Origin of the sequence: Arthrobacter sp. NPDC058192, from assembly GCF_042883665.1 — a bacterium.
Taxonomy (GTDB): Bacteria; Actinomycetota; Actinomycetes; order Actinomycetales; family Micrococcaceae; genus Arthrobacter.
In genome coordinates this window covers 13,731-39,950 of sequence record NZ_JBHVVJ010000021.1, presented here as the reverse complement: position 1 = coordinate 39,950, position 26,220 = coordinate 13,731, and the positions used below count along the sequence as shown (strand labels likewise).

27 protein-coding genes and 1 riboswitch are annotated in these 26,220 nt (G+C 66.4%); of the genes, 9 read left to right on the top strand and 18 right to left on the bottom strand.

What is annotated here, in order from left to right:
- Window positions 1-7: 7 nt before the first annotated feature.
- Window positions 8-193, bottom strand: coding sequence for a hypothetical protein (locus ACFVVK_RS18705; RefSeq protein ID WP_390270398.1), 186 nt, complete (start codon window positions 191-193; stop codon window positions 8-10).
- 267 nt (window positions 194-460) lie between these two features.
- Here ACFVVK_RS18705 and purS point away from each other — a divergent pair, with 267 nt between their 5' ends.
- Genes purS through purL form a run of 3 tightly spaced genes read left to right on the top strand, consistent with a single transcriptional unit; the run spans window position 461 to window position 3,823 of the window.
- Complete coding sequence (purS, locus tag ACFVVK_RS18700; RefSeq protein WP_018776110.1) at window positions 461-712, top strand: phosphoribosylformylglycinamidine synthase subunit PurS; 252 nt, start codon at window positions 461-463, stop codon at window positions 710-712.
- 1 nt (window position 713) lies between these two features.
- Window positions 714-1,499, top strand: a complete 786-nt coding sequence (gene purQ, locus ACFVVK_RS18695; protein WP_390270395.1) for a phosphoribosylformylglycinamidine synthase subunit PurQ — start codon at window positions 714-716, stop codon at window positions 1,497-1,499.
- Window positions 1,496-3,823: a phosphoribosylformylglycinamidine synthase subunit PurL gene (purL, locus tag ACFVVK_RS18690; protein WP_390270393.1), complete on the top strand. Its 2,328-nt coding sequence runs from the start codon at window positions 1,496-1,498 to the stop codon at window positions 3,821-3,823. Before purQ ends, purL begins: the two co-directional genes overlap by 4 nt.
- Window positions 3,824-3,896: 73 nt before the next feature.
- On the opposite strand, the gene ACFVVK_RS18685 is transcribed toward purL, so the two are convergent.
- The 12 genes from ACFVVK_RS18685 to ACFVVK_RS18630 all read right to left on the bottom strand — a co-directional run bounded on the left by ACFVVK_RS18685 (window position 3,897) and on the right by ACFVVK_RS18630 (window position 13,272).
- Entirely contained in the window at window positions 3,897-4,838 is a 942-nt protein-coding gene (locus ACFVVK_RS18685; RefSeq protein ID WP_390270390.1) for a hypothetical protein, read from the bottom strand.
- 140 nt (window positions 4,839-4,978) lie between these two features.
- The gene (locus tag ACFVVK_RS18680) at window positions 4,979-5,272 is read right to left on the bottom strand and encodes a DUF503 domain-containing protein (RefSeq protein ID WP_390270387.1); all 294 of its coding nucleotides are present in this window, start codon (window positions 5,270-5,272) and stop codon (window positions 4,979-4,981) included.
- 74 nt (window positions 5,273-5,346) lie between these two features.
- Window positions 5,347-5,664, bottom strand: coding sequence for a putative quinol monooxygenase (locus ACFVVK_RS18675; RefSeq protein WP_390270384.1), 318 nt, complete (start codon window positions 5,662-5,664; stop codon window positions 5,347-5,349).
- 42 nt (window positions 5,665-5,706) lie between these two features.
- Entirely contained in the window at window positions 5,707-6,309 is a 603-nt protein-coding gene (locus tag ACFVVK_RS18670) for a hypothetical protein (protein ID WP_390270380.1), read from the bottom strand.
- 14 nt (window positions 6,310-6,323) lie between these two features.
- Window positions 6,324-6,881, bottom strand: coding sequence for a DUF1990 family protein (locus tag ACFVVK_RS18665; RefSeq protein ID WP_390270377.1), 558 nt, complete (start codon window positions 6,879-6,881; stop codon window positions 6,324-6,326).
- On the bottom strand, window positions 6,878-7,300 hold the full coding sequence (locus ACFVVK_RS18660) for an MmcQ/YjbR family DNA-binding protein (RefSeq protein ID WP_390270374.1): 423 nt from the start codon (window positions 7,298-7,300) through the stop codon (window positions 6,878-6,880). The genes ACFVVK_RS18665 and ACFVVK_RS18660 overlap by 4 nt, the downstream gene beginning before the upstream one ends.
- Before the next feature lie 52 nt (window positions 7,301-7,352).
- Window positions 7,353-8,594, bottom strand: a complete 1,242-nt coding sequence (locus ACFVVK_RS18655; RefSeq protein WP_390270371.1) for an acyl-CoA dehydrogenase family protein — start codon at window positions 8,592-8,594, stop codon at window positions 7,353-7,355.
- Between the two features lie 27 nt (window positions 8,595-8,621).
- Window positions 8,622-9,488 carry a MetQ/NlpA family ABC transporter substrate-binding protein gene (locus tag ACFVVK_RS18650; RefSeq protein ID WP_390270368.1) on the bottom strand — a complete coding sequence of 289 codons (867 nt, stop codon included), beginning with the start codon at window positions 9,486-9,488 and terminating at the stop codon, window positions 8,622-8,624.
- Window positions 9,489-9,531: 43 nt separating this feature from the next.
- Window positions 9,532-10,968, bottom strand: a complete 1,437-nt coding sequence (locus ACFVVK_RS18645; protein WP_390270365.1) for an NtaA/DmoA family FMN-dependent monooxygenase — start codon at window positions 10,966-10,968, stop codon at window positions 9,532-9,534.
- A 97-nt stretch (window positions 10,969-11,065) separates the two neighbouring features.
- Window positions 11,066-11,731: a methionine ABC transporter permease gene (locus tag ACFVVK_RS18640; RefSeq protein ID WP_390270362.1), complete on the bottom strand. Its 666-nt coding sequence runs from the start codon at window positions 11,729-11,731 to the stop codon at window positions 11,066-11,068.
- Complete coding sequence (locus ACFVVK_RS18635) at window positions 11,724-12,536, bottom strand: methionine ABC transporter ATP-binding protein (RefSeq protein ID WP_390270359.1); 813 nt, start codon at window positions 12,534-12,536, stop codon at window positions 11,724-11,726. The genes ACFVVK_RS18640 and ACFVVK_RS18635 overlap by 8 nt, the downstream gene beginning before the upstream one ends.
- A gap of 133 nt (window positions 12,537-12,669) precedes the next feature.
- Window positions 12,670-12,759, bottom strand: a riboswitch (SAM riboswitch).
- An 87-nt stretch (window positions 12,760-12,846) separates the two neighbouring features.
- A complete protein-coding gene (locus tag ACFVVK_RS18630; RefSeq protein ID WP_390270356.1) occupies window positions 12,847-13,272 on the bottom strand; it encodes a CoA-binding protein in 426 nt (141 codons plus the stop codon).
- A 284-nt stretch (window positions 13,273-13,556) separates the two neighbouring features.
- Here ACFVVK_RS18630 and acs point away from each other — a divergent pair, with 284 nt between their 5' ends.
- From acs to ACFVVK_RS18610, 4 genes are read left to right on the top strand one after another with little or no spacing between them, the layout of a single operon-like run.
- Window positions 13,557-15,755, top strand: a complete 2,199-nt coding sequence (gene acs, locus ACFVVK_RS18625) for an acetate--CoA ligase (RefSeq protein WP_390270353.1) — start codon at window positions 13,557-13,559, stop codon at window positions 15,753-15,755.
- Entirely contained in the window at window positions 15,752-16,939 is a 1,188-nt protein-coding gene (gene sfnG / locus ACFVVK_RS18620) for a dimethylsulfone monooxygenase SfnG (RefSeq protein ID WP_390270351.1), read from the top strand. The genes acs and sfnG overlap by 4 nt, the downstream gene beginning before the upstream one ends.
- Window positions 16,939-18,315 (top strand): O-acetylhomoserine aminocarboxypropyltransferase/cysteine synthase family protein, encoded by a 1,377-nt coding sequence (locus ACFVVK_RS18615; RefSeq protein ID WP_390270348.1) that lies wholly within the window; start codon window positions 16,939-16,941, stop codon window positions 18,313-18,315. Before sfnG ends, ACFVVK_RS18615 begins: the two co-directional genes overlap by 1 nt.
- Window positions 18,312-18,806 (top strand): CoA-binding protein, encoded by a 495-nt coding sequence (locus ACFVVK_RS18610; RefSeq protein WP_390270345.1) that lies wholly within the window; start codon window positions 18,312-18,314, stop codon window positions 18,804-18,806. The genes ACFVVK_RS18615 and ACFVVK_RS18610 overlap by 4 nt, the downstream gene beginning before the upstream one ends.
- Before the next feature lie 97 nt (window positions 18,807-18,903).
- Here ACFVVK_RS18610 and ACFVVK_RS18605 read toward each other — a convergent pair whose 3' ends face one another.
- From ACFVVK_RS18605 to ACFVVK_RS18590, 4 genes are all read right to left on the bottom strand, one after another.
- Window positions 18,904-19,809, bottom strand: a complete 906-nt coding sequence (locus tag ACFVVK_RS18605) for a hypothetical protein (protein ID WP_390270342.1) — start codon at window positions 19,807-19,809, stop codon at window positions 18,904-18,906.
- Window positions 19,806-20,354: an RNA polymerase sigma factor gene (locus ACFVVK_RS18600; RefSeq protein WP_390270339.1), complete on the bottom strand. Its 549-nt coding sequence runs from the start codon at window positions 20,352-20,354 to the stop codon at window positions 19,806-19,808. The genes ACFVVK_RS18605 and ACFVVK_RS18600 overlap by 4 nt, the downstream gene beginning before the upstream one ends.
- A 130-nt stretch (window positions 20,355-20,484) precedes the next feature.
- Window positions 20,485-20,994, bottom strand: coding sequence for a hypothetical protein (locus tag ACFVVK_RS18595; protein ID WP_390270336.1), 510 nt, complete (start codon window positions 20,992-20,994; stop codon window positions 20,485-20,487).
- Window positions 20,995-21,376: 382 nt separating this feature from the next.
- Window positions 21,377-22,387 (bottom strand): 1-aminocyclopropane-1-carboxylate deaminase, encoded by a 1,011-nt coding sequence (locus ACFVVK_RS18590; RefSeq protein WP_390270333.1) that lies wholly within the window; start codon window positions 22,385-22,387, stop codon window positions 21,377-21,379.
- A gap of 146 nt (window positions 22,388-22,533) precedes the next feature.
- Here ACFVVK_RS18590 and ACFVVK_RS18585 point away from each other — a divergent pair, with 146 nt between their 5' ends.
- The gene (locus ACFVVK_RS18585) at window positions 22,534-23,184 is read left to right on the top strand and encodes a GntR family transcriptional regulator (RefSeq protein WP_390270330.1); all 651 of its coding nucleotides are present in this window, start codon (window positions 22,534-22,536) and stop codon (window positions 23,182-23,184) included.
- Between the two features lie 94 nt (window positions 23,185-23,278).
- On the opposite strand, the gene ACFVVK_RS18580 is transcribed toward ACFVVK_RS18585, so the two are convergent.
- The gene (locus ACFVVK_RS18580; protein ID WP_390270327.1) at window positions 23,279-24,568 is read right to left on the bottom strand and encodes an adenylosuccinate synthase; all 1,290 of its coding nucleotides are present in this window, start codon (window positions 24,566-24,568) and stop codon (window positions 23,279-23,281) included.
- 400 nt (window positions 24,569-24,968) lie between these two features.
- Between ACFVVK_RS18580 and ACFVVK_RS18575 the strand changes: the two genes are divergently transcribed.
- The gene (locus ACFVVK_RS18575) at window positions 24,969-26,192 is read left to right on the top strand and encodes a cobalamin-independent methionine synthase II family protein (RefSeq protein WP_390270324.1); all 1,224 of its coding nucleotides are present in this window, start codon (window positions 24,969-24,971) and stop codon (window positions 26,190-26,192) included.
- Window positions 26,193-26,220: the final 28 nt, after the last annotated feature.

Here is a 26,220-nt window from a genome sequence, read left to right as displayed (position 1 = left end):
GGGCTGCCTATTGCCGCGGGGTCCGGACCACCTCACTAATCCACTCCCGGGCCTTCTCGTCCAACGGCCCGGCGACGTTGGTCCGCCTCGCTGCATGGTCGGCTTTGATCTTCTGCAGGACCATTCGACCCAACCCGGCGAACACGGCGACGGCCACGACTGATAACACCACGGATTTGCGCTTCTCGGCCATGCGCACATACTACTGACCCGCTGCAGTCGCGACCATAGCGCGCGGCGGCGTCGTTCAAGCAAGCGGCTGCGGACCGGGCTGCCGCCCAGGCCGCCGACCGGTTCATACGAACGGAGCCAAATGCGGCGGGACGAGCCGGGGCCGGTAGAATAGGCATGCAAGCTCGCGGAGCGCCCTTTCATGTTGCCCTCACCACACAACTGACCGGCGTGAGACGGCACCACTCCGCTGCGCCCTTACCCAACGCTCACGCACAGGAGTTACCGGATGCCCCGGATCGTTGTCGACGTCATGCCCAAGCCCGAGATTCTGGACCCGCAGGGGAAGGCCATCGTTGGTGCGCTGCCCCGGCTGGGCTTCACCGCTTTCAGTTCTGTCCGCCAGGGCAAGCGCTTCGAACTCACGGTTGACGGCGAGGTGACCGAGGAAATCCTGGCACAGGCCCGCGACGCCGCCGAGACCCTGCTGTCCAACCCGGTTATCGAGGACGTCGTCAACGTCGAGGTCGTTGAGGCCTGACATGACTGAACTCCCCCTAATCGGCGAGGCCGTTGCCGTCGCCACCCAACCCAGGCTCGCCGGTGCAAAGATCGGCGTCGTCACCTTCCCCGGCACCCTGGATGACCGGGACGCCGCCCGCGCCGTGCGCCTCGCCGGCGCCACCCCGGTGGCGCTCTGGCACGCCGACACCACCCTCGGTGACGTCGACGCCGTCATCATTCCCGGCGGCTTCTCGTACGGTGATTACCTCCGCGCCGGCGCCATCTCTCGCTTCGCACCGCTGATGGGGAAGGTCATCGACGCCGCCAACTCCGATGCCAAGCTGCCCGTGCTCGGCATCTGCAACGGCTTCCAGATCCTGACCGAGTCGCACCTGCTCCCGGGATCCATGATCAAGAACGACCATCTGAAATTCATGTGCCGCGACCAGGTCCTCCGCGTGGAAAACAACACCACCGCGTGGACCGGCGACTACGCCGCCGGCCAGGAAATCACCGTGCCGCTGAAGAACCAGGACGGCCAGTACATCGCCGATGAGAAGACGCTGGACGCGCTCGAGGCGGAAGGCCGCGTCGTGTTCCGCTACGTCGGCTTCAACCCGAACGGCTCCCGCCGCGACATCGCCGGCATCTCCAACGCCGCGGGCAATGTCGTGGGCCTCATGCCGCACCCCGAACATGCGGTGGAGGCCGGCTTCGGCCCCCAGTCTGGCTTGTCCGGCTCCGTCGGGGTCGGCTCCTCCGACACCGACGGCCTCGGTTTCTTCACCTCTGTACTGAACAAGATTGTGGGAGAGAACAAATGACCGAGATCTCTACAGGCTCGATCACCAAGGCCAAGAAGTTCAACATCGACACGGTCGAGAACGCAGCCAAGACCCCGGACACCGAGCTCCCCTGGGCCGAACTGGGCCTGAAGCAGAACGAGTTCGACGAAGTCGTCAAGGTCCTGGGCCGCCGCCCGACCGGCGCCGAGCTCGCCATGTACTCCGTGATGTGGAGCGAGCACTGCTCCTACAAGTCCTCGAAGAACCACCTGCGCCAGTTTGGCGACAAGGTGACCGACGAGATGAAGAAGGACATGCTGGTGGGCATCGGCGAAAACGCCGGCGTCACCAACCTGGGCGACGGCTGGGCCGTGACGTTCAAGATCGAGTCCCACAACTCGCCGTCGTTCGTGGAGCCCTACCAGGGCGCCGCGACCGGCATCGGCGGCATTGTCCGCGACATCATTTCGATGGGCGCCCGCCCGGTGGCCGTCATGGATCCGCTGCGCTTCGGCGCGATCGACCACCCGGACACGGCCCGCGTCATGCACGGCGCCGTGGCCGGCATCGGCGGCTACGGCAACTCCCTGGGCCTGCCGAACATCGGCGGCGAAATGGTCTTCGACTCCGTCTACCAGGGCAACCCGCTGGTCAACGCGCTGGCTGTCGGCGTGATGCGCCACGAGGACATCCGCCTCGCCAACGCCTCCGGCAAGGGCAACAAGGTGGTGCTCTTCGGCGCCCGCACCGGCGGTGACGGAATCGGCGGCGCCTCGGTGCTGGCCTCGGAGTCCTTCGACGACACCAAGCCGTCCAAGCGCCCCGCCGTCCAGGTCGGCGACCCGTTCGCCGAGAAGGTGCTGATCGAGTGCTGCCTGGAGCTGTTCAAGGGCTCCCTGGTTGAGGGCATCCAGGACCTCGGCGCCGCAGGTATCTCCTGCGCCACGTCCGAGCTCGCCTCCAACGGCGACGGCGGCATGCAGGTCGAGCTGACCTCTGTCCTGCTCCGCGACCCCACCCTGACCCCGGGCGAAATCCTGATGTCCGAGTCGCAGGAACGCATGATGGCCGTGGTCACCCCGGAGAACATCGCCGCGTTTGAAGCGGTCATGGACAAGTGGGCCGTGGAGTACTCCTGGCTCGGCGAGGTGACCGACACCGGCCGCCTGATCATCACGTGGGAAGGCGAGGTCATTGTCGACGTCGACCCGCGCACGGTGGCTCACGACGGCCCGGTCTACGACCGCCCGTACGCCCGCCCCGAATGGCAGGACGCCGTCCAGGCCGACTCCTTCACCGGCTCCGTGCAGGATACCGGCCGCCCCTCCGCCCCCGCGGAACTGGCCGCCGCCATCACCGAGCTCGTCGCCTCGCCCAACATGTGCGACAAGTCCTGGATCACCAACCAGTACGACCGCTACGTCGGCGGCAACACCGCCATGGCGTTCCCGGACGACGCGGGCGTGGTCCGGGTGGACGAGGAAACCGGTCTGGGCGTGGCCCTGGCCACCGACGCGAACGGCCGCTACACCTACCTCGATCCGTACCATGGCGCCCAGCTGGCACTTGCTGAGGCCTACCGCAATGTCGCCACGTCCGGTGCCGTGCCGATGGCCGTCAGCGACTGCCTGAACTTCGGCTCCCCCGAGGACCCCGACGTCATGTGGCAGCTCGCCGAGGCCATCCGCGGCCTGTCCGACGCCTGCATGGTGCTGGGCATCCCCGTCACCGGCGGCAACGTCTCGCTGTACAACCAGACCGGCACCACGCCCATCCACCCGTCCCCCGTGGTGGCTGTGCTGGGCAAGTTCGACGACGTCGCCCGCCGCACGCCGTCGGGCTGGAAGGAAGACGGCCAGGCCATCTACCTGCTTGGCACGACGGCGGCAGAGCTGGACGGTTCGGAATGGTCCAACCTGCGCGGGCACCTCGGCGGCCTGCCGCCCAAGGTCGACCTCGACGCCGAGCGCGCGCTGGGCGAGATCCTGATCAACGCCTCCCGCGACGGCATGGTGGATTCCGCCCACGACCTCTCCGAAGGCGGCCTCGCCGCGGCCCTCGTGGAGTCGGCCCTGCGCTACGGCGTGGGCGCCCGGATCGCGCTGCAGGACGTCCTGGACCGCGACGGCGTGGACCTGTTCACGGCGCTGTTCTCCGAAACGCAGGGCCGTGCCGTCGTCTCGGTGCCCCGCTCGGAGGAAATCCGGTTCACGGACATGTGCACCGCCCGCGGCTTCGCACACATCCGGATCGGCGTCGTGGACGCCGAGGGCGGCACGCTGGAGATCAACGGCGTCGAGACCATGACCCTCGACGCGCTCCGCGCAGCCCACGAGGCGACCCTGCCGAAGTACTTCGCCTAATCCCCGCCGCCATCGATTGCTCCGTAACTGCCCTTTTGAACCCTCAGAAGGGCAGTTACGGAGCAATCGTTCGTTAACGGCCGGGGCGCCAGCCTGCCTGCACGAGTGCGGCGCGGACCTTGGCCACCGCGGCCCTCGCATCATTGTGCATGTGCCGTTTGGAAATCCGGACTTCCCTCCAGCCGAGCTGGGCGTAGCGCTCGGAACGGGCGATGTCACGTTCAATCTGTAGCTCTTCTCCGTGATGTTCACCCTCATATTCGATGCCAATTTTGTACTTGCGGTACGAGAGGTCGGGCGCTTGATGGCGGACGCCGTCGGCTGTAATGATGGGCTCGTTCAGCTCAGGTTCGGGCAGACCTGCGCGCACAATCGCCAGTCGGAGGAGCGTCTCTTGCGGCGAATCGGAACCGACCCTGATGAGCTTGATGGCCTCCTTCGCATTGCGGATGCCTCGCTTGCCCTTGTGCCTGTAGATCATCCGCTGCAGATCGGTGATGTTGCAGTGCGGTGTGTCCCTTCCCTCGAAGTCGGCCCGCGGCACGCGAACACAATTGTCCCCCATTGCTACAAGCTCATCCACCGATAGCATTTCCGCCATATCCAGCCAGGTCCGCTCAGGGGTGGTTATGGGAATCCCATCCAGGAGCGTGATCTCGTCGTCGTAGAGTTTCATCCGGTGGACAATCACATGCGGCCTGTTGAGGTGCGCCTCGCCTTCGGGGCGGATGATGTGATGCATTTGGGGTTCCTCCCTTCGCGCCCGCCGCGGCAGCAAGAGCAGTTCCACGGCAGTAAGGTGCGATGCGGCGCATCGCTTGTTGACCTCGATGAACGGCCGCACCCTGACGCTCAAGGGGAGTTCCGACGTCGGCCCGTCCGAACGGATGCCTCTGCCCAGCGCTGCGAGGGAGCGGTGCCGGAGCCGTTTTGGCGACACCCCGGCCTCTGCGGCTTCGGTAACGGTGAAGGGCCGTCGCTGGAAATCACCCGGCAGCGGGCGCGCGGTTTTCATGGCTACATGAGAGCAGAACCGGGTCGCCGTCGCAGAAGTTATCCACATCAGCCATCCGCTGCTCCGTTGACGCCCTTATGAGGCCCCCAAAGGGCGTCTAGGGAGCAGCCGATGGGGTTAATCGATTCGGATTGACCGGGCTAGTCGTCGCTGCGGAGTTCCCGCTGGCGGGCGCTGAGTAGCTCCATTTCCGGCCGGGCTGCCACGAAGCGTTCGACGGCGGCAAGCACCTCCACGAGGTGGGCCCGGTCCGCCGCGACCAGGCCGGCGCCTATCTGCGTGCGCCGGTGCTGCTCGTGGCCGCCGACCTCGGCTACGGACACTTCGAAGCGGCGCTTCAGCTCGGCGAGTACGGGGCGCACAAGCGAGCGTTTCTCCTTGAGGCTGTGAACGTCACCGAGCAGGATGTCGAACTCAATCCATCCAATCCACATGCCTCATGCTATCCACTGTTCCGTAACTGCCGTTTAGGGGGCTCAAAAGGGCGGTTACGGAGCAATCGACGGGGTTAGATGGTCAGTTCGCCCATGCGGTCCCAGCCGTCGCCCTCGAGCTGGCGGCTGATGATGCGCGGTGTCTCGGCCAACGCCTGCGGCATGTCCGCCATGGCCTTCTTGAAGTGGTCGCTATTGACGTGGTCGCCCGCGGCATCGTCCTTGAAGGCCTCGACCAGCACGAACTCGTCGGGATCCTCCACGCTGCGGGACCAGTCGAACCACAGGTTCCCCGGCTCCTTCCGGGTGGCCTGGGTGAAACTGTCGACCAGGCCGAGCCAGCGCTCGGACCAGTCGGGCTTGACCTTGAATTTGACGACGATAAAGATCACGGATCATTCCTTTCCTTCGGGTGCATGGGTTCGCGTGCGGCCTCAGCAGGCCGCTATGGCCTCGCGGGCCAGTTCCTGCTGCCGCGGGGTGCCGATCCGCTCCGCCCACTGTTCGGCGAGCTGGAACTCCACCATGGCCTCGGTGCAGCGGCCGGCGTCGTGCAGTGTCCAGCCAAGGTTGTTGTGCAGGGCCACGATCCACCGCCTGGTCCGCTCATCGTGGACGGTGGAGGCGTACTCCAGCGCGCTCCTGGTCCACGTCACGGCGTGGCCCGAGTCGGCAATCGCCAGCATGTGCAGCGCGTCCACGGCCAGGAATTCCTCGCCCAGATGGTCTGCGAGTTCGGCCGCCTGTTCAAACAGCGGCACGGCCATCTCGGGGTGGCCGCTGGTGTTGAGCACGCGGCCGCGTTCGAGCAGCACGCGCACGGCCACGGTTGGTTCGTCCGCATCGATCGCATCCAGCAGGGCATCGGCTTCCTCGAAGCGGCCCTGCAGCCCGATGGCCCGCCCCAGCTGCGTGGCAAGCTCGGCCCGTTCGTCGGCGTCGTACGCTTCATCTGCCACTGCGGCCCGGAACCGGACCTCCGAGAGCGCAGGGTCATCGAAGTTCCACAGTTGGTCAAGGGTCTGTTGATCAAGCATCCAAAGGCTCCTGCTCAGTTCACACCTGCGGCCAGTTCTTGGGCACTCCTAATGTATCGGGAAGTGACGCGGCTCCGTGCCCAGCTGGTCACGGCACCACCCGCGGCGTAAAACCAGTTGGACGGCTCGCCGAACGCTGTGATGGCGATCGTCACCGCTCCGCGCGCGTCGATCGAGATCTCGAAGGCCTCTTCGCCGCGCACCGGGTGGCCCGGCAGGGTGCCGTAGCCGAATCCGGCGGACTGCGGGCCGTCGCCCGGCACCGGCCGCCGCACCCATACGACTTCGCAGGGGGCGTTGATGCGGAGAGGACCGACGCCGAAGCCGCTCACCACACGTGTCCCCGGAACGACGACGTCGGACTCGGCCCGGACCCGCAGGCCGGACCTCTTCTGGAGCTGCCACGTCAGCAGCCCGTCGACCGTGCGCCGGTAAGCCGCCGCACCCTCCCCAACAAAGGCCTGCGTGACAAGGCAGTCGACCCCCTCCGGCGGCGGACCATGTTCCGTGGCGCCGATGCCCGCGTAGTTCAACGCGCCGCGCGCGATTCGCCGTACGGGCGGCCTGCTCACTGCTCCGCCGTCCCGCCGTCGCCCCTGGCGAGCCCTGCCCACCCCAGCTGCTCCCGCTGCCTTCGGCTCAACGAGGCCACCACGAGGTCGTAAGAGTCTTCCACCATGTCGCGGATCATGTCGTCGGGCAGCGACCCGTCCAGCCGGACGCCGTTCCAGTGCGTCTTGTTCATGTGCCAAGCGCCGGTGATTTCCGGATGGATGGCCCGCAACTGCTCGGCCAGGGCGGGCTCACACTTGAGGCTTACGGACCAGTCCGCCGGATCCATGGCGGACGCGGCAAACATCTTCGCGTCTTGCCGGGCCCCGCCGGAGGCGACCGCCCGCACCTTGAAGACGGACGTTTCCGGGCCAAACGGAAAGTCCTCGTAGGCCCCCGGGAAGCCCAGGCAGATCGCGCGAAGGGTGGCAACGTCCATGGCATGAGCCTATCCGCCGGTGCGGACCGCCGCAGCCCGGAGCTGCCCCGGCTTATCCCGCGGTGCGGGCATCCCCAATGCTGTGCAGTCCTTCCGGGGTGGTGCCATTGACTTCATAATCACCCACGGTGCGCGCCTTGAATACGGCAGGGTTATGGGTCGCCACTGTCCGGGCGTTGCGCCAGTGCCGGTCCAGCGATTTCGACTTCGAGGTCGCGGATGCGCCCGTGACATCGAAGAGCTGCTGGGCAGCGGACTGGACCAGTTCAGGCACCAGGAGCTGGGCCTTTTCCACGGCTATTTCGCCCCGGATGTAGCGCTGGTCCGGGGTGAGATCCAGGTCCGGGTCAGCACCGGCGTCGAGCTCCCTGGCGGCGGCGAGGACGACTGACTCCGCGGCGAAGACCTTGGCCGAGAGCTGGCCCACGAGCTGCAGGATCAGCGGATCGTGGCGGAAGAGGTCCCCGGAACCGGTATTGAACGTGCGCTTGCGGTCGCGGACCAGCGTTCGTGCGTCGGACAAGGCTGCCCGGCCGATGCCTACCAGGACGGCGAGCAGGACCAGCTGGAAGAAGGCCGGCTCGTGCGTGGTGGATTCGGACCGCCGGATGATGTTGGTGTCCGGGACGACGGCGTCACGGAAGATCGTGGTGCCAGTGCCGGTCAGCTGCTGGCCGAAGCCGTCCCAGTCGTCGAGGATTTCCACCCCCGGCTGCGTGGTGCTGACCACGGCATACTGGCGCCCTTCCACGCCCTCGGTGCTGGCCATGACGGCGATCCACTCGGCGAAGATGGTGCCGGTGGTGTAGAACTTCCTGCCGTTCAGCAGCCAGTCTGAACCCTGGCGGGTCAGTTTGGTGCCGGTGGCGCCCAGGGCATTTCCGGATTTCTCCGTGGCCGCGTTCCCAAAGATCTCCCCGGCCACCACGCGCGGGTACCAGCGGTTCCGGAAGGCAACGGATTCCAGGCCGACGGTTTCGACGAAGGCGAAATGCGAGCGGTACAGGTGGGCCACTGAGGAATCCGCCTCGGCAAGTTCGATGAGCAGCCGGAAGAAGGGCTCGAAGCCGATGCCGTCGCCCCCGTGTTCCGTCGGCACGCGGAGCCGGCCAAAGCCAGCCTCGTTCAGCCAGCGGACCTGTTCGAACGGCAGGACGCGGTCCTGCTCACGGGCCAGGGCGCCCTCGGCGATCCGCTCGAAAACAGGCCGGAATCGCCGCGCCAACGCCTCGTAGGCGGCTTCGGCGGAGGGCGCCGAAATGGCGGGGACTGTCGTGTCTGCTGCGTAGGACATGCGCTCTTTCTGCTCCTGTCGGGCGGACTAGAGCTTGGACACGTCGGCGGCGGGATCCTGATCCCAGGGCGTGGGCAGGATGCCCTTCTGGTAGCTCGCAAACCAGGCCTTGACCTCCGGGGACTGGTAGGCCTCCTTGAGTGCCGCGGCCTTCTCCGAGCCGGCGAAGTCCTTCCGGCCCGCAACCACGATCCGGAACGGAACCTGGTTCGCGTCCGGTTCGAAGGCCAGCGCGTCGTCCTTGGTGTGGCCGGCGTCGGCGGCCATTCGTGCCACGAGGAAGCCGGCGTCCACATCAGGAAGGGTCTTGGCGAGGGACTGCTGGTCCACCTCGACGAACTGCAGCTTCTTCGGGTTGGCGGTGATGTTCTTCTGCGACGTGTGGATCACCGTTGCTTCGGAAAGCTCCAGCAGGCCAGCGTCGCGCAGCATGAACAGGGCGCGGCCGTTGTTGGCCGGGTCCACGGGGATGCCGATCTTGGCGCCGTCCGGCAGCTCCTTCAGGGACTTGTACTTGTCAGACCAGATCCCGCCCGGTGCGCTGTAAACGTAGAAGAGTCCCACGTTGTCCAGGCCCTTGTCCTGGTTGAACTGCTTGAGGTAGGCGTTGTGCTGGAAGAAGTTGGCGTCGAACTCGCCGTTGGCCACAGCCAGGTTGGGCTGGATGATGTCGGTGACGTACGTGGGCTCGAGGGTCCAGCCCTTGGCTTCGAGCAGCTTCTGGGCAATCTTGGTGGGTTCCTGGTACGGAGCCGACTCGGTGACGATGATCTTGATCGTCTTGTTGCCGCTGGCGCTGGCAGAGCCGCCAGCGAGGCCGCAGCCGGTCAGTGCCGCGGCGGAGGCCGCGCCGGCACCTGCGAGGGCAAACTTGAGGAAATTTCTACGCTGCATGTTGTTTGGTCCTTTTTGTGGTTCTAGGTTTTAGCTGTCCGCGTTAGGCGGTAACGGTGACGGGCTTGTTTTCGGCTGCCGCGGAGAACTCGGCGAAGGCCCCCCGGAAAGCCGCGGCGGGATGGCGTTCATTGAGGCGCGGTCCGGCGCCGAAGAGCTTCTCGCGCAGGGTTCCGGGCGCGTATTCGGCCTGGGCGAGGCCGCGGCTGCGCAGCTCCGGCAGTACGCCGTCGATGAAGTCGGTGTACGAGCCGGGGATGGTCTGGTTGATGATGTTGATGCCGTCGATTCCGGCGTCCTGCCACTCCTCGAGGCGGTCGGCAATCTGTTCCGGCGTCCCCACCACGCGGTTGGCCCGGCTGCGGTAGAGTGCGATGTCGCGGAGCGTGGGGTTGCCCCCGCGGACCGAGGCACGGATGGCCGTGAGGTGGCCCTGGCTGCCTTCGGTTTCCAGGTCCCCGAGCGGGGTGTCCAGCGGCAGGCCGCCAAGATCGACGCCGAAACCGCCGCCAACGTGGGCCAGCAGGGCTTCAATGTCGAGGCTGTCCTCCAGTTCGTCCGCCTTGCGCGCGGCCTCGGCTTCGGTCCCGCCGACCACGAAGTGCATTCCTTGGAGGAACTTCACGTCGTCGGGGTGGCGGCCGGCGGCGGCGGCCTGTTCGCGGACGGCCGCGGTGTACTTCGCCGCAACGTCCGTGTTCGGCGCGAGGGTGAAGGTGGCCTCGGCGTTGGCGGCGCAGAACTGCTGGCCGCGGCCGGAGCTCCCGGCCTGGAAGAGCACCGGGGTGCGCTGCGGCGAGGGCGCCGAGAGGTGTGGCCCGTCGATGGAATACCGGGGCCCGCGGTGGTAGATCTTGCTGACTTTCTCCGGGTCGGCGTGGACACCGGTGTCCTTGTCGCCGAGCAGAGCATCGTCTGCCCAGGAGCCTTCCCACAACTTGTAGGCGGCCTCGACATATTCGTCGGCCCAGTCGTAGCGTTCGTCGTGCTTGGTCAGCTCGGTGGCGTTGAAGTTCTTGTGGGCGTTTTCCAGCACGCTGGTGACGATGTTCCAGGCCACCCGGCCGTCGCTGAGGTGGTCCAGGGTGGACATCTGCCGGGCGAACTGGAACGGGTGGCTTTGGATCACCGACGACGTCGCGGCGAGGCCGATGTCCCGGGTTCCGGTGGCAAGGGCGGACAGCAGAATGAGCGGGTCGTTGGACGGCACCTGCAGGCCCTTTTTCAGCAGCGATGCCCACCCGCCGTCGTAATCGCCGTAGAGACCCGCGACGTCGGCGAAGAAGATCGCGTCGAACTTGGCGTCTTCGAGCTGGCGGGCCAGGTCGGTCCAGAGCTTGAGTTCGTTGAACCGGTGCTGCTGTGCTTCCGGGCGCCGCCACTGCCCGCCCATGATGTGGCTGGTGGTGTTCATCACGAAGGCGCTGATCAGCAGGCGGGGGCGGGGTCCGTCGAAGCGGGTACTGGCGTTTGAAGTCATGGGGTGCTTTCCGCTGTGTGCTGGGAGGGGGGAAGGTCGCAGCCGGTCAGGGGCCCTCGTGAGAGCCGCTTGTCACCGCCGCAAGTAGAGCCTTTGGTCAGAGCCGCTTATCCAGGCGCCGGGCGATGTAGGAGCCGCCCAGCTGAACGAGGGTGACCAGCAGGATCATCAGGACAATCGCCGTAATCATGAGCGGCGTTTCGTAGCGGTAGTAGCCGTACCGGATCGCGAAGTCTCCGATGCCGCCGCCGCCCACCAGGCCGGCCATCGCCGAGTACGAGATAAAGCTGACGGTCATGATGGTGATGGAACTGACGATGCCTGGCTTGGCCTCCACAATCAGGACGTCGCGCACGATCTGGGACCGGCTGGCTCCCATGGACCGGGCCGCCTCAACCACTCCGCCGCCGAGCTGGCTGAGGTTCTGCTCCACGAACCGGGCAAAGTACGGGATGGCATTGATGCTCAGCGGAACAATGACGGCGGCCGTGCCGATGGTGGTGCCGACGATGAACCTGGTGACGGGAATGATGGCGATCAGCAGGATCAGGAACGGGAACGAGCGGAGCAGGTTGACCAGTCCGTCCAGGACTCGGTGCAGCTTTGGCTTGTGCTTGAGCCCGTTGGGACCGATCGTGTACAGCAGGACACCCAGGGGTGTGCCGAGGAGTACGGCCAGCGGAATGGCCACCAGGAGCATGGTGAGGGTCTGCCCCATGGCGACGCCGATTTCGGGCAGGACTTCCAGTATGCGGTCAAACATTGATCAGGTCCTCCGAAGCGACTGTGGTGTGGGCGGCGTCCCTTCCGGAGCGGTCCAGCTGGATCTCATCGGAGATCAAGTAGCGGCCGATCGACGTTGCCGGGTGGAAGTCGGGGCGCTGGAGTTCGGTGAGATCAAACCGCTCCACCACCCGGCCGTCTTCCATCACAGCGACGTTGTCGGCGATCGCCTTGATGACGTTCATCTCGTGGGTGACCACCACAATGGTGATGCCGAATTCGGCGTTGACGTCGGCGAGGTACTGCAGGACCGACGACGTCGTGCGGGGGTCAACTGCCGACGTCGGCTCGTCGCAGAGCAGCACCTTGGGCCCGGTGGCCAAGGCACGGGCGATCGCCACGCGCTGCTTCTGGCCGCCCGAGAGCTTGGTCGGATACGTGGACGCTTTGTCGGCGAGGTCCACAATGGCCAAGGTTTCGGCGGCGCGGCGGCGGCGTTCTGCCTTGCCCACGCCGGCGAACTTCAGGGACAGCTCCACATTTTCTTGGGCTGTGAGGTTGTTGAGCAGGTTGAAGTGCTGGAAAATCATGCCGATGTCGTGCCGCTTGGTCCGGAGCTCGGCGTCGGAGAGGGTCACCAGGTCAACCCCGTCCACAAGGACCCGTCCGGATGTCGGACGCTCCAGGAGGTTGATGTTTCGCAGCAGCGTGGACTTTCCGGCACCGGAGAACCCGATGATGCCCTGGATGGTGCCCCGCTTGATGTGCAGGCTGACATCGTCAACGGCCGTGAAGCGGCCGCCCGCCGAGTCAAAGGTCGTGGTGACGTTCTGGATCTCAATCACAGGTCATCACCTGCTTGGGGTCGCGCCGCTGCCTGCGTGTTCATGAATTCCTTCGGGCTCGCCCGAGGAAAGCCCTGAGCCTTGGGCCCCGGCTCCGCTAGGCGAAGCCGATGAGCCTACGGAACACAGAGGTTCTCCATCGGTCCTGGCGGTAGCACCTTCCTCAAGGAGGGGGTTGCTGCGGCGTCACTGAGCCAGATCTCTCGGCCGCTCGGGATGGTTACCACCCCATCTCACACGGCACATGACGGAAACGGAAAAAGCCGGTCACATTTTGTAACCGACTTTTCCCTCACGCTATTGGGGGCAGCTAGATGCCGATGTGCCACCCTTCGCGGGCCGGGCACGCGTTCACCACCACGTCCAGTCCCGCGGCTTTGGCGCGCTCCACCGCGGCGTCATCGAACACGCCCAGCTGCAGCCAGACCGCTTTGGCACCAACTGCGATGGCTTGGTCTATGACGGCCCCGACCTTGTGCGAGTTGACGAAACAGTCAACGACGTCGATCGGGTGTTTCTGGTCTGGGATCTCCGCCAGTGAGCGGTAGCCCTTCTCGCCGTGGACATCGTCGCCGGGCAGGTTGACCGGGATAATCTCCATTCCCATCCGGTCCCGGACGTAGAGGGAAACGTCATAGGCTGAACGCCACTCATTGGTGGTGAGACCGACCACCGCCCACACGCCTTTGGTTCGCATGAGGCGGTCAATGACTGCCGGATCGTTAACGTGAGTCATGCCTTCAGCCTACGCCTGCAGCGATTCGGACGCAGGGCCGAACAAATGAATGAAACACCGCACCAGCGGCCTCGATGAACGAATATTACAGCCCCGAAGACGCCGATTTGGCGGAATCGTGCAACTCGGCTCTAGTTGATACTGACCATCCCGAGCGGCCGAGAGACCTGGATCGATGAAGCCGCAGCAACCCCGGTGACGTGGGACGACCATTCCCGCTGAACGGTTCCCGTGGAGAACACGCGAACACGAGGTGCTACTGCCAGGACCGATGGAGTGCTGCAATGACCCCTGAGATTTCTTCCGCCCTGCCCACCCTTGCCCGTACTCCAGGCGAGGCAACCCTCCAAACCCCTTCGGACGCGACGGCGAACGAAGCAGGGCTGCGTGACGCGCCCGGCTCCTCTCGCGGCTCTTCGGGATGGTCCCTGACCGAGCCCACGGACGGCGCAGTGCACGGCGTCCCCATTGACGGACCGGCGCGTCACCGCGGCACCACCCCCCGGCACAGCGGCGCAGCCACTGCAGGGACCCTCCAGGCTGAGTCGATTGCGTTCTGGGAAACCCAGGCCCTCCGTCTTGACTGGGCGGACCTGCCGGCCGGTCCCACAGACGGCGGCAAGCCCTGGCACACCGCACACCGCCGCGTCCCGGCCGACATCGAGGCCGGCACCGGCCCGCAGATCACCTGGTTCGAAGGCGGCAGGCTCAATGTCGCCTACAACTGCGTCGACCGCCATGTAGCGGCGGGGCGCGGAGACAAGGTGGCCCTGCACTTCGAGGGCGAGCCCGGTGACCGCCGTGCCGTGACCTACGCCGAACTCCAGCGCGAGGTGTCCAAGGCCGCCAACGCCCTCCTGGACCTGGGCATCACCAAGGGCGACCGTGTGGTCATCTACCTCCCGGTCATCCCCGAAACCGTGATCATTACGCTTGCCGTGGCCCGCATCGGCGCCATCCATTCCCTGGTCTTCGGCGGCTTCTCCGCCGAGGCTTTGAGGTTCCGGGTGGAGGACACCGGCGCCAAGCTCCTGGTTACCACTGATGGACAGTTCCGCCGTGGCACCGCCGTGCCGGTCAAGGACAACGCGGATGCCGCCGTCTCCGGCGACAACGCGATCGAGCACGTCCTGGTGGTCAACCGGACCACCCCGACGGATGAGCTCGGGACCGTCCCGATGACCGCGGGCCGCGACGTGTGGTGGCACGACGCAGTCGGGACCGCCTCCGACGTCCACGAAGCCGAAGCGTTCGACGCCGAGACGCCGCTGTTCATCATGTACACCTCCGGCACCACCGGCAAGCCCAAGGGCCTCGTTCACACCTCCGGCGGCTACCTCACGCAGGCGTCCTGGAGCTTCGAGCACCTGTTCAGCAACCCCGACCCCGCGCTGCGGGACCAGGACGTGCACTGGTGCACGGCCGACCTCGCCTGGGTCACCGCGCACACCTACGAGCTCTACGGCCCGCTCTCCAACGGCGCCACGCAGGTCATCTTCGAGGGCACACCCAACACCCCACACCCGGGCCGGCACTTCGAGATCATCGAACGCTACGGGGTCACGCAGTACTACACCGCGCCCACCCTGGTCCGTTCCCTCATGGGCTGGTTCCCGGCCGGCGTCCCGGAGACGTACAACCTCTCCTCCATCCGGTTGCTCGGCACGGTGGGCGAGGCCATCAACCCCGAGGCCTGGCGCTGGTTCCGGGCCAACATCGGCGCCGGCACCGCCCCGGTCGTGGACACCTGGTGGCAGTCCGAAACCGGCGCCACCATCCTCTCCCCCGCACCGACGGACGCCGCGTTCAAGCCCGGCTGCGCGGCCCGCCCGCTGCCCGGCGTCAGCACACGCATTGTGGACGACGCCGGCAATACGGTTGCGCCGGGCGTTCAGGGTTTCATCGTGGTGGACTCCCCCGGCCCGGCGATCGCCCGGACGGTCTGGGGGAACCCGCGCCGCTACTTCGATTCGTACTGGCGCCAATACGCCGAACAGGGCTGGTTCCTGGCCGGTGACGGCGCGAAGTACGACGACGACGGCGACATCTGGATCCTCGGGCGGGTCGATGACACCCTCAACGTCTCCGGACACCTGCTCTCCACCATCGAGATCGAGTCGGCGCTCGTCTCCCACCCGGACGTGGTGGAGGCCGGCGTCTGCCCGGTCGCGGACCCCAAGACCGGCCACGCGATCGTCGCGTTCGTGGTGCTGAAGGATTCGGCAACCACCGAGGACATAGCGTCCGCATTGAAAGCCCACGTCGCGAAAGCGATCGGGCCGATCGCCAAGCCGCGCGACGTCGTCGTCGTTCCCGATGTGCCCAAGACCCGCAGCGGCAAGATCATGCGCCGGCTGCTGACCCAGCTGTTCGACGGAACCACGCTCGGGGACACCACGTCGCTCCAGAACGAACCATCCATCGCAGACATCCAGGATGTGCTGCGCACCCGAAATACCCCGGAAGCAAAGGACCACTCATGAGTGAAATCAGCAACGTCGCCCGACTTTCCGAACCCCTGAAATTCGCCTACTGGGTTCCCAACGTCTCCGGCGGCCTGGTGGTTTCCACCATCGAACAGCGCACCGGCTGGGACTTCGAATACAACAAGACGCTGGCCCGGATCGCCGAAAACTCCGGCTTCGAATACGCCCTGACCCAGACCCGGTACGCCGCCTCCTACGGCGCGGACAAGCAGCACGAGGCCACCTCGTTCAGCCTGGCCCTGCTGGCCGCCACCGAGCGCCTCAAGGTGATCTCCGCCGTCCACCCCGGCATGTGGCACCCCGGCGTGCTGGCGAAGTTCATCATCACCGCGGACCACATCTCCAACGGCCGCGCCGCCGTGAACATCGTCTCGGGCTGGCTCAAGGCGGAGTTCGAGAACTTCGGTCTCGAATGGCTAGAGCACGACGAGCGCTACGTCCGTACCGAGGAATTCATCAAGGTCCTCCGCGGGCTTTGGACCGAGCAGGAATACAGCCAGTCCGGCAAGTACTACAACATCACCGACTTCACCCTGAACCCGGCCCCGGTGGAGGTGCCCGGCCGGGCCCATCCGGAGATTTTCTTCGGCGGCAACTCCACCGCGGCGCAGGCCACCGCCGGCCGCGTGGCCGACTGGTACTTCTCCAACGGCAAGGACCTAGAGGGGTTCAAGCAGAACATCGCAGGCGTTGTCGCCTCCGCAGGAGAAAGCGGCCGCGCTGCCGGGCTCCCGTCCCCGAGGTTTGGCCTCAACGGCTTCGTGATCGCCCGCGATTCCGAAAAGGAAGCCCGCGACACCCTCCGCGAGATCGTCGAGAAGGCGCACAAGCCCGCCGTCGAGGGGTTCCGCGCCGCCGTGCAGGAAGCCGGACCGTCCACCAAGGACGGCAAAGGCATGTGGGCCGACTCAAGCTTCGAGGACCTGGTCCAGTACAACGACGGCTTCAAGACCCAGCTGATCGGCACGCCTGAGCAGATCGCCGAGCGGATCGTGGCGTACAAGAAGATCGGCGTGAACCTGTTCCTCACCGGCTACCTGCACTTCCAGGAGGAGGTCGCCGCGTTCGGTCAGGACATCCTGCCGATCGTCCGCGAGCTCGAGGCGGACCTGGCCCGCAAGAACGGCGTCGAACTGGACCTGTCCCAGACCCCGGTGGCAAACGTGGAGGTGGCTGCGTAATGGCCGATCGCACTTTTGGATTCCGCACCCGCGCGCTGCACGCCGGCGGCACCCCCGACGCCGAGCACGGCGCCCGCGCCGTGCCGATCTACCAGACCACGTCCTTCGTGTTCAAGGACACCCAGGACGCCGCAAACCTCTTCGCGCTGCAGAAATACGGCAACATCTACTCCCGGATCGGCAACCCGACGGTCGCCGCGTTCGAGGAGCGCATTGCGTCCCTGGAGGGCGGGATCGGCGCCGTCGCGACGTCCTCCGGCATGGCCGCAGAGTTCATCACGTTTGCCGCACTGACCCAGGCCGGTGACCACATCGTGGCCGCCTCCCAGCTCTATGGCGGCACGGTGACCCAGCTGGACGTCACCCTGCGCCGCTTCGGCGTGGACACCACGTTCGTTCCCGGCACGGACCCGGCGGATTACGCCGCAGCCGTGCAGGAGAACACCAAGGCGATCTTCGTCGAGGTGGTGGCCAACCCGTCGTCGGAGGTCCAGGACCTGGAAGGGCTCGCCAAGGTGGCGCACGACGCCGGCATTCCCTTGGTCGTCGACGCCACCCTGAGCACGCCGTACCTTGTGCGGCCGATCGAGCACGGGGCGGACATCGTGATCCACTCCGCCACGAAGTTCCTCGGCGGCCACGGCACCACCCTCGGCGGCGTCATTGTGGAGAGCGGCCGCTTCAACTGGGGCAACGGCAAGTTCCCCACGATGACCGAGCCAGTGGCCTCCTACGGCAACGTCTCCTGGTGGGGGAACTTTGGCGAGTACGGCTTCCTGACCAAGCTGCGCTGTGAGCAGCTGCGCGACATCGGCCCGGCGCTGTCCCCGCAGTCGGCGTTCCAGCTGCTGCAGGGCGTGGAGACGCTGGCCCAGCGCCTCGACGAGCACCTCAGCAACGCCCAGGCCGTGGCTGAATGGCTGGAAGCGGACGAGCGCGTGGCCTACGTGAACTTCTCCGGCCTGCCCTCCCATCCGCATTTCGAGCGGGCGAAGAAGTACCTGCCGCTGGGCCCCGGCTCGGTCTTCTCCTTCGGCGTGAAGGGCGGCCGCGCCGCCGGGCAGAAGTTCATCGAAGCCCTGCAGCTGGCCTCGCACCTGGCCAATGTGGGTGACGCCCGCACGCTGGTCATCCACCCTGGCTCGACCACGCACCAGCAGCTCAGCCCGGAACAGCTGGTATCCGCCGGGGTCCCGGAAGACCTCGTCCGCATCTCCGTGGGCCTGGAGGACATCGAGGACATCCTGTGGGACCTGGACCAGGCGCTGGACGCGGCATCCCAGGATCAGGGGTTGGACGCCGGATCCCTGGAAACCGGGTCGTTGACCGCCGGACCGGACGAAGCCGCCTCTTGCACGATCGGAGCACTCTCATGAGTACGGAAACACGAACCTGGACGGGGCCTTCGGCGCCGGAACGCCTGAATCTGCTGCGGCAGGCGAAGTCGATCGCGATCGTCGGGGCCTCGGACAAGCCGTCGCGCGCGAGCTATTTCGTCGCCACGTACCTGCAGTCCTCCACCCGGTACAAGGTCTATTTCGTGAACCCCGTGGTGAAGGAAATCCTGGGCGAACCGACGTACGCCTCGCTGGCTGAATTGCCGGAAAGCCCGGACATCGTGGACGTGTTCCGCAAGCACGATGACCTGCCGGGCGTTCTGGACGAGGCCATCTCGGCCGGAGCCAAGACGCTGTGGCTGCAGCTGGGGTCCTGGCACGAGGACGTTGCCAAGGAAGCGGAAGCCGCCGGGCTCGACGTCGTCATGGACCGCTGCGTGAAGATTGAGCATGCCCGGTTCCACGGCGGCCTGCACCTGGCCGGCTTCGACACCGGAGTCATCTCCTCCAAGCGCCAGGTCCTCGCCTAACACCCCATCCGCAACCCCACCCGTTGCGCTATCACTTAGGGCGGCTCTCAGCGCTGAGAGCCGCTCTAAGTGATAGCGCAACAGGGTTAAAAAGGGGTTAGGGGTAGCCGGGGGCCTTGGTCGGAACGACGCCGGGCAGGGTTGGCGTGGTCCGACCGGGACCGCGGGGCAGATCCTCGTTGTCGTCGCCATCGCCGTTGCGGTTGCCGTTGCCTGGGAGACCGGGCGCCGAAGGCCCCGGCCGCTGGGCCGGTGCTGGCAGAATTCCGTCACGCCCGACGGCGGGCGGAGTGGCGCGCGACCTGTGTCCGGACTGCTTGCGTGATTCCTTGTCGCCGTCCCGAGCCGCGTCAGTGGGCGCAGTGCTGGATGGTACCGCCTCCGGAGTGCCGGCAGGGGACGTCGCGGCAGGCGCAGGGAAGGCCGGGACCGAGGACGGCGACGGCTGGACATGCTCAGGGGCGGGCGCACCGGGTCCCGCGGGCTGGAAAATGACGCTGACGCTCTGGCTGACGCTGTGCCGGAAGTCCTCGCTGGATGCCGCCACAGTGCCGGCACCAAGGGTCATGGCACCGACGACGGCGCCACCGACGATTGCCAGCCGACGCTTCCGGCCGCGGCGCTCGGCGAGGCTCGTGACCCCGGGCGGCAGCGATTCATCGGCGGCAGCCTCCGCGGACGCCACCACGGGCAGCGCCGTCGTCGTGACCGCGGGCAGCGCCGTCGTCGCGACCGTGGGCAGCGCCGTCGTCGTGGCCGCGGGCAGCGCCGTCGTCGCGACCGTGGGCAGCGCCATCGTCGTGGCTAGGACAGGGGCATCGGAACCGCTTGCTCCGGCGGCGAGCAGTGCCGCGAGGTCGGCGCGGGGCGCGGGAGCCGTGTCCGGGACCACGGCACGGAGCTGTTCAAGCGCGCTCCGGAGCTCGGTCGCGGCTTCGAGGCCGGAGTCGCTCAGCATCGCCTGGATGCTGCCATCCTGCTGGGGGTCGCGGGTGCCGGTCATGATGCTGCGTGGTCCTTTTCGGTTACGAGTTCGCGCAGGGCACTGAGCCCGCGGCGCTGGAGCTGCTTGATGGCACCCGGCGTCTTGTCCATGATGCCGGCCACCTGGTCGATGGAAAGGTCCGCGACGATCCGCAGGACCAGAACTTCCCGTTGCTCCTCATTAAGCATCGCGAGAGTGTCCGAGATACCGCCCAGGGAACCGAGCACCTCGTCCTCGGCTGATGCTGAGTAGCGAGCGTCGTTCAGTGGGTCGTATTCGGCCAAGTGCGGCGCGCGTTCGGCCCGCCGCCTGTAGTCGACCAGCCGGGCGTGGGCGACGGAGAATATGAACGTCCGCAAACCCGTGTGGCCGCCGCTGACGCCGGCCAGTTTCGGCAGGACGTCCACGAACACGTCTTGGGTCAGGGCCTCGGCGTCGTCCACGCCCCGGGCCCGGAAGTATCCCAGCACGGCCGGGGAAATGACCGCGTACACCGCGCTGAAACCAGAAGGGTCACCAGCTAAAGCGGCTGACAATTCGTCGTCGCTTAGCTGCTGTGCCAAGAGGCTGTCCTTCCGTTACTGCTGGGGTGCGGCCCCCGCAAGTCTAGCGGCCGCACCCCGGAGCCCTTCAAAGTGAGGGCACATTCCTTGCTGTCAGACCCGTGCCGGGTCCAGGCTAATCAGCCGGAAATTACTTGTCGTGCTGCGGCAGCTCGACGGACGGCCGGGCCGGGGTTGCCGGCACAGCCGGGGTTGCCGGGACGCCCTTGGCGCCGGGGACCGCCGGCGTGGCCGGAACTGCGGCCTTGACGTTGGCGTTGGCGCGTGCCTCGCCGGCAGCACCCTTGACGCGGGCGTCGCCCTTGACGGTGGCGCCGTCCTTTGAATCAACGGAACCGTCGGCGGAGCCCTCGCCGTCAGCCTCGGTGCCGTCAACGTCGGCGTCGGCGTTAGTGTGGCCCTTGGCCAAGCCATCCGTCGACGGGGTCGCCGGATCTGCGGGGACAGCCGGCACGGCGGGCTTAGCCGGTAGCGTAGGTGTGGCCGGGACAGCTGGCGTGGCGGGCGTAGCGTGGTTCACTTCAGCCTGCTCGGTGCCGGACAGCTGGGCCGCGTTGGCCAGTCCGATGCCGGAGAAACCTCCGACTGCCAGGATGGCGGCGCCGACAGCAATCTTGGTGGTCTTGCTAACACTCTTCATACAGCAATACATCCTTTGTTTTTTTGGTGGAAGGCGGGCTGAGGCCTCGTTGGGGGCAGTCGACAGCCCACTCTCGTCCAGAAAAGGCTGGCCGGCGCCCATGGGGGCAGGCGCCGGCCCGCGCTTACGGTAAAGGGCCGACCGGAGACCAAATGGGGGGAAGGCGCCGGTCGGCACTTACGGTGGAAGGCCAGCCGGGGTCTGGTGGGGGGTCCGAACTCCGGCGGCGCTTACAAAGAGGTAATCGCTGGGCGGCCCGAAAAGGTTACGCACCAATCGGAAATTTCTTTAATTTCTTTTTTGGGCCCGCGTTGCCGGCGCTCAACGCACGACGGCGGCGGGTTTCCCTGCCGGGAGCCCGCCGCATTTCGTGTGCGCCGTGTCAGGAGCGGAAGAGCCCGCTGTAGGCGTTGAGGGCCAACTGTCCGCCCAGGTGGGCGTAAAGGACGTTGCTCCCGGCCGGGATCTCCCGGCTTTTCACGAGGTCGATCAGCCCGGCCAGGGACTTGCCCTCGTAGACCGGGTCGGTGATCATGGCTTCGAGCGAGGCGCCCAGGCGGATGGCTTCCAGGGTGGAGTCGACGGGAATTCCATACCGGTCCCCGGCCCAGCCCTCCAGGACGTTGATTTCGTCGTCGCGGAGTTCCCGGCCCAGCCCGATGAGTTCGGCGGTGTTGCGGGCTATGCGTTCCACCTGCTCGCGGGTCTTCTGCAGGGTGGCCGAGGCATCGATGCCAATCACCCGACGCGGCTTGTCCTGGCCGGCAAAGCCCGCGATCATCCCGGCGTGCGTCGAGCCCGTGACGGTGCAGACCACGATGGTGTCGAAGAAGACGCCGAGCTCCTGCTCCTGCTGTTGCACCTCATCGGCCCAGTTGGCGAAGCCCAGCCCGCCCAGCCTGTGGTCGGACCCGCCGGCCGGGATCGCGTACGGTTTGCCGCCGGCGGCCTTGACCTCTTCAATCGCGTTTTCCCAGCTGCTGCGGATGCCGATGTCGAAGCCGGCGCTGTCCAGCCGGACGTCGGCGCCCATGATGCGCGAGAGCAGGATGTTGCCGACGCGGTCAGAGAGCGGGTCCGGCCAGTCGACCCAGTTCTCCTGGACCAGGCGGGCCTTGAGGCCGAGTTTCGCGGCAACGGCGGCGACCTGGCGGGTGTGGTTGGACTGGTAGCCGCCGATGGAGACAAGTGTGTCCGCGCCCTCCGCCAGGGCATCCGGAACGAAATACTCCAGCTTGCGGGTCTTGTTGCCGCCAAACGCGAGACCGCTGTTGACGTCCTCCCGCTTGGCCCAGATTTGCGCCCCGCCGAGATGGGCGCTGAGCCGCGGCAGCGGATGGATGGGGCTGGGCCCGAACATCAGAGGGTAGCGCTCAAAGTCGGTGATGGCCATGGATAGTCCTCCGGTAGCGGGTCTGGTGCGGGCAAGTGCGACATCGCCTATTTCTCCATTGCGAAATGCAATATATTGCAATGGCTGACATCAGCCATTGTCCTTCCCGAGCCCGCCTTCGGCAACAGCGATATACGATATGTTGCATGCCCGTACCCGCCCTTCAAGGGGTCCATAAGAGGACCCTGCTCCGGGACAACGTCTTCGACTCGATCCGGAACGCGATCGTCGACGGCACCCTCGCGCCCGGGGAACGGCTGAAGGACACGGAGCTGGAAGCGTGGCTGGGCGTCAGCCGGACGCCGATCCGGGAGGCGCTGCTCCGGCTGGAACGCGCCGGCCTGGTGATCGCGCTGCCGGGAAAGGCCACGATCGTCGCCCCTTACGACCAGGCGTCGACAGTCAGTGCCCAGCAAGTGGTCGCGGGGTTGCACGAGTTGGCCGCGCGTCTGGCTGTTCCGCTCCTGACCGAGGACGATATGTCCGTCATGGACAGCGCCAATTCACGCTTCGAACAGGCCCTCCAGCACGCCGACGTTGGATCGGCGCTCCGGGCGGATGACGATTTCCACGCCGTCTTTGTTGCAGTCAGCGCGAACCCGGTGCTCCACGAGCTTCTGGAGCAAACCACGCCCGTCCTGCGCCGGGTGGAGCGGATGCGCTTCGGCTCCTTTGCGGCCAGGGAATCGGTGGCCCAGCACGCCGAGATCATCAGGCTCGCCCGCCTCGGCGATGCCGACGCTGCGGGCAGGGCCTGCCGGGAGAACTGGCTCTCGCTGGGCCTCGCTGGTCAGTAAGCCGGGTCAGTAGCGCGGCGGAGCTTAACAACGGCGGCGGCGGGCCGCCCTTCCCAGGGTGACCCGCCGCCGTCGTCCGTGTGCGTCTTAGGCGTCAGTCGTTGATCAAGTCGTTGATCACGATCGTCTGGTCGCGGTCCGGTCCGACGCCGATCGCGGAGAACCGCGTGCCTGAGAGCTTTTCCAGGGCAAGGACGTAGTTCCGGGCGTTTTCCGGCAGGTCTTCCAGGGTGCGGGCGCCGGTGATGTCCTCGGTCCAGCCCTCGAAGTATTCGAAAATCGGCTTGGCGTGGTGGAATTCGGTCTGCGTCATGGGCATTTCGTCGTGCCGCACGCCGTCGACGTCGTAGGCCACGCAGACCGGGATCTGCTCGATGCCGGTGAGCACGTCCAGCTTGGTGACGAAGTAGTCCGTGAAGCCGTTGACGCGCGAGGCGTGGCGCGCCAGCACGGCGTCGTACCAGCCGCAGCGGCGCGGCCGGCCGGTGTTGACGCCGAACTCGCCGCCGGTCTTCTGCAGGTACATGCCCATCTCATCGAACAGTTCCGTGGGGAACGGACCTGCGCCGACGCGGGTGGTGTAGGCCTTGATGATGCCGATGGAGCGCGAGATCCGGGTGGGGCCGATGCCCGACCCGACGGAGGCGCCGCCCGCGGTCGGGTTCGAGGACGTGACGAACGGGTACGTGCCGTGGTCGACGTCGAGGAAGGTGGCCTGGCCGCCCTCCATGAGGACCACCTTGCCCTCGTCCAGGGCCGTGTTCAGGACGTAGGTGCTGTCGATGACCAGCGGGCGGAGTCGCTCGGCAAAGGACAGGAAGTACTCCACGATCTCGTCCACCAAGATGTCGCGGCGGTTGTAGACCTTGACCAGGAGTTCGTTCTTCTGCCGCAGCGAGCCTTCGACCTTCTGCCGCAGGATTGAGGCGTCGAAGACGTCCTGGACGCGGATGCCGAGGCGGGCCACCTTGTCCATGTAGGCCGGACCGATGCCGCGGCCGGTGGTGCCGATGGCGCGGCTGCCGAGGAACCGTTCGGTGACCTTGTCGAGGACCTGGTGGTAGGGCGCCACGAGGTGCGCGTTGGCGGAGACGCGGAGCCGGGACGTGTCCGCGCCGCGGGCCTCGAGTCCGTCGATTTCCTGGAACAGGGCTTCCAGGTTCACCACGCAGCCGTTGCCGATGATCGGAACCGCGTTCGGGCTCAGGATGCCGGCCGGAAGGAGCTTGAGCTCATACTTCTCACCGCCTACGACGACGGTGTGCCCGGCGTTGTTGCCGCCGTTGGGCTTGACGACGTAGTCAACGCGGCCGCCGAGCAGGTCGGTGGCCTTTCCTTTGCCTTCGTCGCCCCACTGGGCTCCGACGATCACGATTGCTGGCATGGGATCCTCCCCCATTCGTTCGGGCCGGCCCGCGTATGACGACCAGGTAGTCATCGCAGGTCACAGCGCCGTTCATGAGAATGCCCCGAATCTACCGCTGAATTCCTACCCAACGCCAGACTTCCGGGGCTCTTACCACCCAAGTTTAGCCGAAATCGGTTCCCGGCATCGGTTTGGGTCCCTGCGTGGACGCCGCATCCCCGCCCGGCCCTTTTTCGACACATAGCGGGCTCGACTTGCGGGCAGTCCCGGCGTGGAATTAAGTGAGAGTGACCATCCCGAGCGGCCGAGGGACCTGGACCGTTGACGCCGCAGCAACCCTGCCGGACACAGCCTGCCCACCAGCGGGCAGCGTGACCGGCACCGGTGCTACCGCCAGGACCGATGGAAAGGAAACTCCATGTCGCAGAACACAACGTCCCAGAATATTGACCATATCCGGGTCACCCACGCCGGCTCCTTGCCGCGCACGCCGGAGCTGATCGCCGCGAACGAGGCCAAGGAAACCGACGGCCTGACGCCCGAATTTCTGGACCTGCTGAAAACCTCGGTGGGGGACGTCGTCCAGCTGCAGAAGGATCTTGGCATCGACATCCCCAACGACGGCGAATACGGGCACACGATGTCCAGCTCCGTGGACTACGGCGCCTGGTGGAACTACTCCTTCTCCCGGCTCGGTGGCCTGGCCCCGACCGATGTGGACCGCTGGGCCGACGCCAAGGTGCACCGCTCCTCCCCGGGCCACATCGTCCTGACGTCCTTTCCCGACCGCCGGGACCGGCAGGAGTTCAATGACGCCTACAACGACCCCTCCTCGGGAATCCTGACCCACCGCCGCGCCGTCACGCAGCCCAAGATCGCAGGACCCCTGACCTACACCGGCCAGGACCTGGTGAACTCGGACATTGCCAACCTCAAGGCGGGCATGGCCGCAGCCGGCCTCACTGAAGGGTTCGTCGCCTCCCTCTCCCCCGGCTCGTGCGCGCGCGTGGCCAACGAGTACTACCGGAGCGATGAGGAACTCCTCTATGCCTGTGCCGACGCCATGCGGGAGGAATACAAAGCCATCATCGACGCCGGGCTGACGGTCCAGCTCGACGACCCGTCCCTGGCCGAGAGCTGGGACCAGATCAATCCGGAGCCGAGCCTCGAGGACTACCTGAAGTTCATCCAGCTCCGGGTCGAGGCCACGAACTGGGCGCTGCGCGACCTGCCGCAGGACAAGATCCGGCTGCACGTGTGCTGGGGTTCCTGGCACGGCCCGCACACCACGGACATTCCCTTCGCGGACATCGTCGGATCGGTCCTCCAGGTCAATGCCGGCGGCTACTCCTTTGAAGCGGCCAACGTCCGGCACGAACACGAGTGGCGGGTCTGGGAAGACACCAAGCTCCCCGAGGGCAAGGTGATCATTCCCGGCGTCGTGTCCCATGCCACCAATGTGGTGGAGCACCCCGACCTCGTGGCCGACCGGATCGTGCGGTTCGCTGACCTGGTGGGCCGTGAGAACGTGATTGCGTCCACCGACTGCGGGCTGGGCGGCAGGGTGCATCCGCAAATTGCCTTTGCCAAGCTAGAGGCCCTCGGCGAAGGGGCCCGCCGCGCCACCAAGCGCCTCTGGTAGCCGGCGCCGGCGTCGCAAGGGCAGTCCG